The following is a 12,879-nucleotide window of genomic DNA, read 5'->3' on the forward strand; positions in this document are numbered from 1 at the left end:
ACCCTCGCCCTTACGCTGCACGCCGAGGGTCGGCTTCGGATACACTCGCGCCAACCTCATGCCAGGCCTTCTCTAATTCTCAGGAAATGTTGAGCCGGATATGCCGACCCCATCGAAAGACACCACGGTCTATGCCGCGCCGGTCATGCGCAAACTGGCGGAAACCGTTTCCGAATTGCCGCCGTCACTGCGCAAAGTGGCCGACTTCATTCTGCGTCACCCGCTGAAGGCCGCGACGCTGACCATTGAAGAGATGGCTCACGTCACATCCACCTCACCCGCAGCGGTAAACCGCCTGGCCAAAGCCCTGAACCTCGGCGGCTACACCGGCATGAAGGCCGAGCTGGTGGCGACGTTGCAGCAAATGGTCTCGCCCGTCGACAAGCTGCGCAACGAACTGGCGCATCGCCCCGACGGCGCGTTTGGGCTGCAGGAACAAATCCAGAGCGCCACCAGTAACCTGGCGACGGCGGCGACCAACAACCATGAAGACACGTTTGAATCGTTCGTCACCAGCCTGATCAATGCACGCAAAATCTACATTCTTGGGTTTGGCAACAGCGTCTACTTTGCCGGCCTCGCCGCCTCGACGCTGATGCCGTTCTGTGCGGACGCCACCGCTATCAGCATGGAGGGCGGTAACGAAAACGCCGCTTACCGTCTGGCCGCGATTACCGACCAGGACGTCCTGCTCGCGATTGCCCTGCCGCGTTACTCGCTCGACACCCTGCAACTTGCCCGTTTCGCCCATGAACGCGGGGCCAAGGTGCTGGCAATCACCGATTCGCCTGCGTCGCCGCTGACCAGCGTTGCCGATCACGTACTGTTCGCCCCGGCCGATCACCCGGTCATGACCAGTTCCAACATCGCCGTACTCGCCTTGATCGAAGGGTTGGTCGCAGGGGTGATGGCGCGCAACAAGGAAGCCGTCAAACTGGCGACCGAGTTGACCGAAAGCGTCATGGCTTACCTGCACATCCCCGGCAGCACTAAATCGCCCAAAGCAACCAAGCCACGCTGAGCAGTGATCGGCTCAGCGGCTTGATGCCCGACCGGTTTTGCGCGCGAGGGTCTGACTGGGAAGCTCTTTGAACAACGCTCGGTAGCTGCTGGAAAACCGCCCCAAATGCCAGAACGACCACTGCATCGCCACTTCGGCCACGGTGGTTTCCATAGGCGAGCGATTGAGCAGTTCGCGGTGGGCGCTGTTGAGTCGGCGCAGACGCAGCCAATGGGTCGGCGTCATGCCGGTGTACGCCTTGAACGCGTGCTGCAACTGACGCAATGACACCCCGGCAACCCGGGAAAGCTCCAGCAGGTTCAGGGTTTCTTCCGGGGAATCGGCCGCCCATTCACCAATGCGCTTCATCACCGCCCGCTCTTCAGCGCGGCGCTGCAAACCGCCGCGATCCAGGCAGACCGAGGCGTTGTCGAGGATGTACAGGCAGTCTTCCAGCAACTGCTGGGTCAAGGCCTCTTTGCTCGGCGGATCGAGGGTTTGCGCCAACCGGGTCAAGGTCCCGCTCAGCCAGCGACTGAACAGCGCGTTCTGCCCCGAATTCAGCGGCGCCATGAACAATCCTTCGAGTCTGGCGACATTCAGACCGTGACGCTGAACGAACTCCGCCCCGAACACCACGGCAATTTCCTGGTAGTTCTCCGGCGTGATCCAGATGTTGCGGCTTTCTTCATTCAGCACGTACAGCGCGTTGTCACTGCGATCGAAACAGAACGCCAGTGCACCCTCGGGCGCGCTGAAATTCTGCTCGACCCGGGTGTTCATGTGTTCTTCGTAAATCTCTACGCCCTGCAGGTCGAGGTAACGCACCCGCCCGGCGAAATGCCCCGGCGACATCTGCTGGTAATGCTGGACCCAACCGGGTGTGGCGCGGATTTGCTCGGCGACATCGGCGGTATCGAACGCTTGGACCTGTAATGGATTGCACGCTGTCATGGGTGACCTTACGCACTCGTTTGGTGCGTTTTGGTGCTGCTGAAAGTGGATAGATGGAACGTCAAGGCTCGCCCAAGATAGTCGTCAACGCGTCCCAGGGGAAGTGTGTGGCGGATGAAACCACCCTCCCCGGCGTTAATAAAACCAATAACGAGGTCTTTATGAATGTCCCTTTCGATCAGCTGCTCACGTGGCTGAAAGATCACAAGATTACCGAAGTCGAGTGTGTCGTCAGCGACCTGACCGGCATTGCACGCGGCAAAATTGCGCCCACCAACAAGTTCCTGCATGAGCGAGGCATGCGCCTGCCGGAAAGTGTGCTGTTGCAAACGGTAACCGGGGACTTTGTCGACGACGACATCTACTACGACCTGCTCGACCCGGCCGACATTGACATGGTGTGCAAGCCGGTTTCCGATGCGGTGTACGTGATCCCGTGGGCCATCGAGCCCACCGCAATCGTGATCCACGACACCTTCGACAAGTTCGGCAACCCGATTGAACTGTCGCCGCGCAACGTGCTGAAGAAAGTCTTGCAGTTGTACACCGACAAAGGCTGGAAGCCGATTGTCGCGCCGGAAATGGAGTTTTACCTGACCCAGCGCTGCGAAGACCCGGACTTGCCGCTCAAGGCGCCGATGGGCCGTTCGGGCCGTGCGGAAAGTGGGCGTCAGTCGTTTTCCATCGACGCCGCCAACGAGTTCGACCCGCTGTTTGAAGACGTCTACGACTGGTGCGAATTGCAAGGCCTGGACCTCGACACGCTGATCCACGAAGACGGCCCGGCGCAGATGGAAATCAACTTCCGTCATGGCGACGCGCTGGACCTGGCCGACCAGATCACGGTGTTCAAACGCACGATGCGCGAGGCAGCGCTCAAGCACAATGTTGCGGCGACGTTCATGGCCAAGCCGATTGGCGACGAGCCGGGCAGCGCCATGCACATTCACCAGAGTGTGGTGGACATCGCCACCGGCCAGCCGATCTTCGCCAATGCCGACGGGCAGATGAGCGAGCTGTTCCTGCATTACATCGGCGGCCTGCAGAAATACATCCCCAAAGTGCTGCCGATGTTTGCGCCCAACGTGAACTCGTTCCGCCGTTTCCTGCCTGACACCTCGGCACCGGTGAACGTCGAGTGGGGTGAGGAAAACCGCACCGTGGGCCTGCGTGTGCCGACCTCCAGCCCTGAGGCGATGCGCGTGGAAAACCGCTTGCCCGGCGCCGATGCCAACCCGTATCTGGCCATCGCCGCCAGCCTGCTGTGCGGTTACCTCGGCATGGTCGAACGCATCGAGCCGAGCGCTGCGGTACAGGGCCGAGCCTACGAACGACGTAACCTGCGCCTGCCGATCACCATCGAAGACGCGCTGACGCAGATGGAAGAATGCGAAACCATCGAGCGTTATCTGGGCAGCAAGTTTGTCCGCGGTTATGTCGCGGTCAAGCGGGCGGAGCACGAGAACTTCAAGCGGGTGATCAGCTCGTGGGAGCGGGAGTTTTTGCTCTTAAGCGTCTAACAACCACACGTCATATGAGATCACGTTTCCTTTGTAGGAGCCGGCTTGCTGGCGATGGCGGTGTATCAATCAACATTGATGGCGCCTGACACACCGCCATCGCCAGCAAGCCGGCTCCTACAGAGGGACAGTAAAACTCAGGAAGAATCCAATAACTCCAAGAGGTGTCGATATGCGTCTATTGAAATCCGTGGTCCCGGTCGCGCTGGCCCTGCTGTTCAGCGCTGTTGCCCAGGCTCAACCACAGGTCAGCGTCTACAACTGGACCGATTACATCGGCGAAACCACCCTCGCCGACTTCCAGGCCAAATCCGGAATCAAGGTGATCTACGACGTTTTCGACTCCAACGAAACCCTGGAGGGTAAACTGCTCGCCGGTCGTACCGGGTATGACGTGGTAGTGCCGTCCAACCACTTCCTCGCGCGCCAGGTGAAAGCCGGCGCGTTCCTCAAGCTGGATCGCGCACAGCTGCCGAACTTCAAGAACCTCGACCCAAAACTGCTGGCGCTACTGGAGAAAAACGATCCCGGTAACGAGCATTCGGTGCCTTACCTGTGGGGCACCAATGGCATCGGCTACAACGTCGACAAGGTCAAGCAAGTGTTGGGCATCGATCACATCGACTCCTGGGCCGTGCTGTTCGAACCGGAAAATATCAAGAAGCTCAGCCAGTGTGGCGTGTCGATGATGGACTCGGCGGATGAAGTCTTCCCCGCGATCCTCAACTACATGGGCATGGACCCGCGCAGCGAAAATCCCGAGGACTACAAGAAGGCCGAGGCCAAGCTGCTGAGCATCCGGCCTTACATCACTTACTTCCACTCATCCAAGTACGTGTCGGACCTGGCCAACGGCGACATCTGCGTGGCGTTCGGTTATTCCGGCGACGTGTTCCAGGCCGCCAACCGCGCCAAGGAAGCCAAGAACGGCGTGAACATCGCCTACGCGATTCCGAAGGAAGGCAGCAACCTGTGGTTCGATTTGCTGGCGATTCCTGCCGACGCAAGTAACACGAAAGAGGCGCACGCCTTCATCAACTACCTGCTCGACCCACAAGTGATCGCCAAGGTCAGCGCTTCGGTCGGTTACGCCAACCCCAACCCGGCCGCCAAGCAATTCATGGACCCTGAGTTGGTGAACAATCCCGAGGTTTACCCGCCTCAGGAAGTGCTCGACAAACTCTACATCTCGACCACCCCGCCCCAGGCGATCATGCGGCTGATGACCCGTTCCTGGAGCAAAGTGAAGTCCAACAAATGAATCAGTACAACCACGAACATGCGCGTTCCTATTACGCGGCATCGGCCCATACGCTGACGCCCTTCCCTGCGCTGGAAGAGGACCTTGTCGCCGATGTCTGCGTGATCGGCGGCGGGTTTACCGGGGTCAACACGGCCATCGAACTGGCTCAGCGCGGGCTCTCGGTGATTTTGCTGGAAGCCCGACGGATCGGCTGGGGCGCCAGTGGGCGCAACGGTGGTCAGTTGATCCGCGGCATTGGCCATGACGTCAGCGGTTTCGCCCGGCACGTCGGTGTAGAAGGCGTGCGTTACCTGGAGCGCGCGGGAACCGAATCGGTGGAGCTGGTGGGCAAGCGCATCCGCGAGCACGGCATCGATTGCGATTTGCGCTGGGGTTTTTGCGAACTGGCCAACACCAAGGCACAGTTCGCGGCGTTCAAGGCCGAGCAGGAAGGCCTTGTCGAGTCGGGTTACGCCCATGAGACGCGCTTGGTCGGGCCGGAGCAGATCCGTGAGCACGTGGTGAACTCAGGCGTGTATGCCGGTGGCCTGGTGGACATGGGATCCGGGCACTTGCACCCGCTCAATCTGGTGCTCGGCGAAGCGCGACTGGCGCGATCGCTTGGAGTGCAGATCTTTGAACAGAGCCCGGTGCTGGAGTTGATTCATGGCAATACCGTGCAGGTGCGTTGTGCCGGGGGCACGGTGCGCGCAGGCAGTTTGGTGCTGGCGTGTAACGCGCATCTGGACGAACTCGAACCGAAGCTCAGCGGCAAGGTGCTTCCGGCGGGCAGCTACATCATCGCCACCGAGCCTTTGGCGCCTGACGTCGCAACGCAGTTGATCCCGCAGAACCTGGCGCTGTGTGACCAGAAAGTCGGCCTGGATTACTACCGGCTCTCGGCGGACCGGCGTTTGCTGTTCGGCGGTGCCTGCCATTATTCCGGGCGTGATCCGGCAGACATTGCCGCCTACATGCGCCCGCAAATGCTCAAGGTGTTCCCGCAACTGGCCGATGTGCGCATTGATTATCAATGGGGCGGCAAGATTGGTATTACCGCCAATCGCTTCCCGCAGGTCGGGCGCTTGAACCAGCATCCGAACGTGTTCTACGCACAGGGTTATTCCGGTCACGGCCTGAACGTGACCCACTGGTGCGCCAAACTGCTGGGCGAAGCGATTCATGCCGGGCACAGCCAAGGCTTTGACATATTCAGCGCCGTGCCCCACATGACCTTCCCCGGCGGCCCGAAGCTGCGCTCACCGCTGCTGGCCCTCGGCATGTTCTGGTATCGCCTGCGCGAAATCCTCGGCTAAAACACCCACTCCTTGCTGGCGATGGCGCCCCCAAGATAACCGCAAACCTCAAGGCCCAATCGCCAGCAAGCCGGCTCCTACAATAGCCATGCGCAGCCGATCCATCGGGTAAACACCACCCCCTGTAGGAGCCAGCTTGCTGGCGATGGCATCCTCAACATCACCGCAAACCTCAAGGCCCGATCGCCGGCAAGCCGACTCCTACAATATCCGTGCGCAGCCGATCCACCGGGTAAACACAAAACCCTGTAGGAGCCGGCTTGCTGGCGATGGCGGCCGAAAGATCAGTGCAGGACTCAAGGCCCGATCGCCAGCAAACCGGCTCTTAGTCCGCCTTTTAATTTGCTCAATCGCAAGGCACTTCTATATTGAGGATGTGCTCTGACTTTCCTGCCTCCTGGCGAGTGCGGCCTATGGCTACGACTGACCAACTGATCATCTGCGAGCACTGCGACTGCGTGTATCAAAAAGTCACGCTCGCCAAACATCAGAAAACCCTCTGTACGCGCTGCGGCGGCGTGCTTCAGCGCTATAACGGCCTGACGGTGGAGCAGCGGCTGGCGCTGACCGTCACCGCGCTGATGCTGTGGATATTCGCCAATTTCTACCCGGTCATGAGCATCAGCCTGCAAGGCCTGAAAAACAGCGCGACGCTGTGGGATTCGGTGCAGGCCCTGAGTCTGGGTCCGATTACCTTCATCGCGATGGTGGCGGCGATCGCCATGATCATCGCGCCGATTTTCCAGTTGCTGCTGCTGATCTGGGTCCTGAGTTTTGCCCTCGCCTCCCATCGTTCGCCGGGTTTCAAATTCTGTATGCGCTGGCTGGAAACCCTGCGGCCCTGGAGCATGCTGGAAGTCTGCCTGCTGGGGGCGATGGTCGCGGTGATCAAGCTCGCCGGGTTGCTCGACGTCCTGCCCGGCATCGGCCTGTTCGCCCTGGCCATTCTCAGCCTGATGATGATCCGCGTCGCCGGGCGCGATGTCCGTGAACTGTGGGATGTCTTATGAACACGCCACCGGTCGCCAGCGAACTCAACCTGTGTCTCTGCCACAGCTGCGGCCTGGCCTGTGACATGACCGGCGAACCCCACGAATGCGAACGCTGCGGTGCGCCGCTGCATCGGCGCAAAACCAACGCCCTGACCCGAACCTGGGCCTACTTGATCACATCGTTGGTGTTTTACATCCCGGCCAATGTGTTGCCGGTGATGAACACCAAAATGGTCGGCAGCGGCGCGGACAGCACAATCATGGGCGGTGTGCTGGATTTCTGGCAGCACGGCGCCTGGGACATCGCCCTGATCATTTTCATTGCCAGCATCGCGGTGCCGGGCATCAAGTTCGTCGCCCTGACGTTATTGCTGGTGACCGTTCAGCGCGACAGTGATTGGGCGCGCAAAGAGCGCTCAAAAATGTACCGTTTCGTCGAGCTCATCGGTTATTGGTCGATGCTCGACGTGATCGTGGTCGCCCTGGTGGCTTCGTTGGTGAAGTTCCAGGCGCTGGCCGATATCGAACCGCGCGCGGGCATCCTGTTTTTTGGTCTGGTGGTGGTGTTCACCATGCTGTCGGCGATGAGTTTCGACCCACGTCTGATCTGGGATCAGCAACATTCCGAAAACGAGGAGGTCATGGATGAAGTCTCAAGCCGCTGACGGGCCGCAAGCTCCCGGGCAGGCCCCCATCAAGACCCGCCGCTACAGCGTTTCATTGGTGTGGATCGTGCCGATTGTCGCGGTGCTGGTGGGTATTTCGCTGGTAGTGCACAGCATTTTGCAGGAAGGACCGACCATTACCGTCACGTTCAAGACCGGTAGCGGCCTGACCGCCAACAAGACCGAGGTCAAATACCGCAACGTGGTGATCGGGCATGTCTCCGACGTGGAACTGAGCAACGACCAGAAAAGCGTCAACGCCACCGTCAAACTGTCCAAGCAGGCGGAAAGTTTCACCCGCGAAGACTCGCAATTCTGGGTGGTGCGGCCCCGCATCGGTGCTGGCGGCGTCTCGGGCATCGATACACTGCTGTCCGGGGACTACATTGGCGCCGACATCGGCCAGGCCAATGCCCGGTCGAAGAATTTCACCGGGCTGGAAAATCCGCCCCCCATTACCTATGGCGAACCCGGAAAGCGCTTTACGCTGCACACCCAGGACCTGGGCTCGCTCGACATTGGTTCCCCCGTCTACTACCGCAAAATTCCGGTCGGCCAAGTGGTCGCCTATGCCCTGGATGCCGATGGCAAAGGGGTAAACCTCGAAGTCTTTATCCATTCGCCCAACGATGCCTTCGTCACCGATAACACCCGGTTCTGGAATGCCAGCGGCATCGATGTCAACGTCGGCGCCAACGGTTTTTCGGTGAAGACCGAGTCGCTCTCGTCCATATTGGTGGGCGGCATCACGTTCAGGGCTCCGGAATACAGCCCCAACGATAAACCGGCGCTGGAGGACAAAGGCTTCGAGCTGTTCGAAGACCAGCAAACCGCCCTCGCCCCGCCCAGCGGCAAGGCGCAGTTCCTGAGTTTGCGTTTCGACCAGGCATTGCGCGGGCTGAAGGTCGGTGCACCGGTGGAATTCCTCGGCATCGAGTTCGGCAGGGTCGTGTCAGTCAATCTGGATTTCGACCCGAAAAAACGCAGCTTTCCGGTCAACGTCGGCATCGTGATCTACCCGCAACGGCTCGGCCAGGCCCACGCCAGAATGCTTGAAGCGTTGAAGCATGACCCCAATGACGAAGCCGCCGGCGTACGGTTGATGGGCAGCTTCATCGAAAACGGTCTGCGGGCCCAGGCGCGCAGCGGCAATCTGTTGACCGGCCAGTTGTACATCGCACTCGACTTCTACCCCAAAGCGGAGAAAGTCGTGTTCGACCCGACCGCCCGCCCTGTCAGCATTCCCACCATTCCTGGCAGCCTCGAACAATTGCAGGAAAAACTCGAAGGCATGGTCACCAAGATCAACCAACTGCCCATCGAGCGCATCGCCGGCAACCTCGACAGCAACCTCGTAGAGCTGCGCAAGGGCCTCGCGCAATTCAACGCCAAGACCCTGCCTGGCGTGCAAACCACCCTGGCAGACGTCAGCAAAACCCTGCAATCGGCCAGCTCGACCCTTGCTGAAGACTCGCCGCAACGCGAGCAATTGACCCAGACCCTGGAAGAACTCGGGCGCATGTCGCGCTCCCTGCGTGAGCTCTCGGATTACCTGGGCCGGCATCCAGAGTCGCTGATTCGCGGTCGTCCCAATAACGCAGCACCGACGGACCTACAGGGCCCACCGCGCAACTGACCACAGGAGCAACACCCATGGCTTTTCCGCTGAAGATTACCTTGGTCACTGCGTGTCTACTGCTCGCCGCCTGCCGCAGTGACCCGATTCAGTTCCACACCCTGACCCCGGCACAATTGAGCGGCACCGCACGAGGCAACGGCGGGGAAATCCAGATCGAAAGCCTCAGCGTACCGGCCCAGGTCGATCGCCCGCAGATCGTCATTCGTCAGGGCAACAGCGGTGTGGCAATTCTCGAAACCCAATGGTGGGCTGCGAGTCTGGTGGACGAGTTGCGCAGTGCTCTGGTGGATCAACTGGCCAACAGCAGTCCGAAGCGAAGAGTGTCAGTACGCCTGGAGGTGCAACGCTTCGACTCGATTCCCGGGCAGTACGGTTTGATCGACGTCAAATGGCGCCTGCGCAATCCCGGCGAAGGCGATAGCACGCTGATTACGTGCCGCAGCACCTTGCAGACGCCTTCAGGCCCCTCCATTGATGACTTGGTGGTGGCCCAGCAAAACAACGTCAAACGCCTGGCCGCGTTGATCAGCCAGGCGGCAACCACTGCGCAGCGAGGCTGTCCATCTGCCAACTGACACCGATACAGAACGCCCGATATGGTTTTCCCTCGATGGCAAAGCACGTAGGATGCCGGCCAACCACCGAGGCTGACCGATGTTCCATTCAGGCACTTTTCAGGGTTCCAGCGTCAGAATCCTGATTTATCTTCTGTTCACGATCCAGCTCATCTCCATGGGTGCGATGGAAATGAGCGGCCCGTTCTGGCCGGTCTACCTGCGCGGGCTGACCACGTCGGAATCGCTGTTCAGTTTCGCCAGCATCGCCGTGTACGTCGGCCCGATGCTGGGCATCATGCTGACCAGCGCCTTCTGGGGCCGGATCGGCGACCGTTATGGCCACAAGTTGATGATGATTCGTGCCTTGGCCGGTTTGTCGTTGACTCAGTTGGGGTTGGCGCTGTGCAGCGATATCTGGGTGATTCTGCTGCTGCGCTTCCTGCAAGGCGCCTTTGCCGGGTATATCGCGCCAGCCCAGGCTTACGGGGTCAGTATCGAGGCGCCATCACGGCGGGCCCGCCTGTTTGCGATCCTGCAAATCTCCACCAACGTCGGCTCGTTGCTCGGCGCAGTGGTTGGCGGTCTGATTCTCGATTACGCGACTTTTTTCTGGATCAATCTCATCGCTTCGGCGCTCTGCGCGGTGTGCACCGTGGTGGCGGCCGTGACGTTGCCGGATGTACCGCCCGTGAAAAAAACGCCGGTGGTGGATGCGGCGCCGCAGCCGACTCGAGCCCGCGGCGTGTGGCAGGGTTCCCCCCTGATGTCGCTGTTGGGCGTCATGGGCATTCTGCTGTTGGCGCGGATGCTGCCGCAGACATCGTTTTCGTTGTACGTCAGCTCGGTGTTTGAGGTTGGCAACTCGGTCACGGGCCTGTGTTACGGCTTGCTGGCACTGGGCTTCATCCTTTCGGCGACACGCTGGGCACGCTACTTCGAACACCGAACCCAACAGCAAACCCTGCAGCGAATGTCCTGGGTTGTCATTGGCTGCATCGGCCTGACCGGCGTTGCCGGCCTTACCCGAAACCCGGCAGTGTTTGTCATCGCCTACTTCCTATGGGGCGTGCTGCTGGGCGCCACGACGCCGGTGCTGATGGCGCTGATTTCCAAAACGGTCGACAGTTCACAACAGGGTTATGTACTGGGTGTGGCTCAGAGCACTGCGCAACTGGCCTCCATCGCAGGTATTTCCCTGGGCGGTTTGCTCAGTCAGGTCTACGGCCTGCAATACACCTATCTGACCGTTTGCCTCGCCTACGCAATGGCCTTGGTGCTCATTGTCGCCTTGCGTTATCGATCAGTACTGTTGCAACCGGACGAAGCGCCACGCTGCGACTGATCAGCCTCCCCCTTGCGCCGCAGGGGTGCAGTCACTTAGGATTGGGAATACTTCTCAATCGCTAAAAATTATCATCCATGAGCGATACCCTGCCCGCGACTCATCACAATCACCTGCGCGCGATCGAGGCTCTCTATACCGGCCATCACGGCTGGTTGTACGCCACGCTGCGCAAAAAACTGGGCAACGCCATGGATGCGGCGGACCTGGCGCAAGACACCTTCACACGCATACTGGCTTCCAGGGTCGCGGTCATTGAACAGCCCCGCGCCTACCTGAGCTGTGTGGCCAAGGGCATTCTGGTCAATTGGTATCAGCGCAAGGCGCTTGAACGCGCCTATCTGGATGCCCTGGCGCTGTTGCCTGCCCCTGAAGCGCCCTCGCCCGAATTGCGTTTCATCGTGCTGGAAACCCTGCATGAAATCGACGCGATGCTCGACGCCCTGCCGCCGCTGGTCAAACGCGCGTTCCTGTTGTCGCAGATCAGCGGGCTGAAATACGACGACATCGCCACGCAACTGGACGTGTCGCTGATCACCGTGAAGCGCTACATGAAACAGGCCTTCGTTCAATGCCTGATGCTGGTGGAATGAATGTCGACCTACGCCACGCCCACTCAGATTGATCCACAAGTACTCGACGAAGCGGCCGAGTGGCTGATGCGCATCAGCGAAGGCGACCTTGACGATATCGAACGCGCCGAGTGGGAATGCTGGCGCGTCAGCAGCCCTGAACGCAGCCGCGCCTGGGGCCGCGCCCAACTGCTGCAAAGCAAGCTGGGCGGCCTGCCCCCGTCATTGGCGATGTCGGCGCTGGATCGCCCGAGCAATCCCGAGCGCCGCGTGGCCCTCGGCAAACTGGCGATAATGCTGGCCGTGTTACCCGCCGGCTGGGGCAGTTGGAAGCTGGTTGAATCCCAGCAATGGTCGGCCGACTACCGGACCGCCGTGGGCCAGCAACGCGAGTTGACGCTGGCCGATGGTTCGCGCATTACCCTCAACACCGATTCGGCGATCGATGTGCTGTTCGACGCCCGTCAACGGCTGATCAATTTGCGTGAAGGTGAAATCCTGGTGCAGACCGCGCCGGATGTCGCCCCCCAGTCCCGACCGTTTCTGGTGACCACCCGTCAGGGGCGAATGCAGGCATTGGGCACGCGGTTTACGGTGCGCGAACTGCAAACCCGCACTCAGCTCGCGGTACTGGACGGCGCTGTCAGGGTTGAACTGCCCGGTGGCAACGGCGTAACGCCCTTGATCGTCAATGCCGGGCAACGCACCGACTTTTCATCGCAGGCTTTCGGCCTGTTGAACCCGGTGGACCGCTCCGTCAGCGCCTGGACCCAAGGCATGCTGATGGCTGACAACATGCGTCTGGCCGACTTCATCGCGGAACTGGCGCGTTATCGCAAAGGCTTCGTGCGTTGTGATCCGGCGATTGCCGATCTGCGCATTTCTGGCGCGTTCCCCATCAGCGATACCCAACGCACCTTGAACATGCTGGTGCAAACCTACCCGGTGCTCGCAACCGGCCACTTGAGCGGTTATTGGGTGACGCTCTCCCCCGCCTGAACCTCGCGCAAAAAAAAATGGCTGAGCGGGTGATACTTTTTTTGATCTCGACTGGCAAGGAAAGGAAGAACTTCTCAACC

At 60.2% G+C, this 12,879-nt stretch carries 12 protein-coding genes; 11 read left to right on the top strand and 1 reads right to left on the bottom strand.

The features are described 5' to 3' along the window. Window positions 1-100: 100 nt before the first annotated feature. Window positions 101-1,021, top strand: coding sequence for a MurR/RpiR family transcriptional regulator (locus PMI32_RS22090; RefSeq protein ID WP_008026418.1), 921 nt, complete (start codon window positions 101-103; stop codon window positions 1,019-1,021). Window positions 1,022-1,033: 12 nt separating this feature from the next. On the opposite strand, the gene PMI32_RS22085 is transcribed toward PMI32_RS22090, so the two are convergent. Beyond that, complete coding sequence (locus PMI32_RS22085) at window positions 1,034-1,954, bottom strand: helix-turn-helix domain-containing protein (RefSeq protein ID WP_008026419.1); 921 nt, start codon at window positions 1,952-1,954, stop codon at window positions 1,034-1,036. 161 nt (window positions 1,955-2,115) lie between these two features. On the opposite strand from PMI32_RS22085, the gene PMI32_RS22080 reads away from it, so the two are divergent. The 10 genes from PMI32_RS22080 (at window position 2,116) to PMI32_RS22035 (ending at window position 12,799) form a co-directional block, all read left to right on the top strand. Further along, window positions 2,116-3,474 carry a glutamine synthetase family protein gene (locus PMI32_RS22080; protein WP_008026421.1) on the top strand — a complete coding sequence of 453 codons (1,359 nt, stop codon included), beginning with the start codon at window positions 2,116-2,118 and terminating at the stop codon, window positions 3,472-3,474. 172 nt (window positions 3,475-3,646) lie between these two features. Continuing rightward, on the top strand, window positions 3,647-4,735 hold the full coding sequence (locus tag PMI32_RS22075; protein ID WP_008026423.1) for a polyamine ABC transporter substrate-binding protein: 1,089 nt from the start codon (window positions 3,647-3,649) through the stop codon (window positions 4,733-4,735). Beyond that, complete coding sequence (locus PMI32_RS22070; protein WP_008026426.1) at window positions 4,732-6,033, top strand: NAD(P)/FAD-dependent oxidoreductase; 1,302 nt, start codon at window positions 4,732-4,734, stop codon at window positions 6,031-6,033. Before PMI32_RS22075 ends, PMI32_RS22070 begins: the two co-directional genes overlap by 4 nt. 413 nt (window positions 6,034-6,446) lie before the next feature. Then, window positions 6,447-7,043, top strand: coding sequence for a paraquat-inducible protein A (locus PMI32_RS22065; RefSeq protein ID WP_008026427.1), 597 nt, complete (start codon window positions 6,447-6,449; stop codon window positions 7,041-7,043). Continuing rightward, on the top strand, window positions 7,040-7,690 hold the full coding sequence (locus PMI32_RS22060) for a paraquat-inducible protein A (protein ID WP_008026429.1): 651 nt from the start codon (window positions 7,040-7,042) through the stop codon (window positions 7,688-7,690). Before PMI32_RS22065 ends, PMI32_RS22060 begins: the two co-directional genes overlap by 4 nt. Further along, window positions 7,671-9,326 (top strand): PqiB family protein, encoded by a 1,656-nt coding sequence (locus PMI32_RS22055; RefSeq protein ID WP_008026432.1) that lies wholly within the window; start codon window positions 7,671-7,673, stop codon window positions 9,324-9,326. The genes PMI32_RS22060 and PMI32_RS22055 overlap by 20 nt, the downstream gene beginning before the upstream one ends. 17 nt (window positions 9,327-9,343) lie before the next feature. Continuing rightward, window positions 9,344-9,904 (top strand): PqiC family protein, encoded by a 561-nt coding sequence (locus PMI32_RS22050; RefSeq protein ID WP_008026433.1) that lies wholly within the window; start codon window positions 9,344-9,346, stop codon window positions 9,902-9,904. Between the two features lie 79 nt (window positions 9,905-9,983). After that, the gene (locus tag PMI32_RS22045; RefSeq protein WP_008026434.1) at window positions 9,984-11,228 is read left to right on the top strand and encodes an MFS transporter; all 1,245 of its coding nucleotides are present in this window, start codon (window positions 9,984-9,986) and stop codon (window positions 11,226-11,228) included. A gap of 77 nt (window positions 11,229-11,305) precedes the next feature. Then, window positions 11,306-11,821, top strand: coding sequence for a sigma-70 family RNA polymerase sigma factor (locus PMI32_RS22040; protein ID WP_008026436.1), 516 nt, complete (start codon window positions 11,306-11,308; stop codon window positions 11,819-11,821). Beyond that, complete coding sequence (locus PMI32_RS22035) at window positions 11,822-12,799, top strand: FecR domain-containing protein (RefSeq protein WP_008026438.1); 978 nt, start codon at window positions 11,822-11,824, stop codon at window positions 12,797-12,799. The last annotated feature ends 80 nt before the right edge of the window (window positions 12,800-12,879 follow it).

It is taken from the genome of Pseudomonas sp. GM60, assembly GCF_000282415.1.
GTDB classification, from domain to species: domain Bacteria; phylum Pseudomonadota; class Gammaproteobacteria; order Pseudomonadales; family Pseudomonadaceae; genus Aquipseudomonas; species Aquipseudomonas migulae.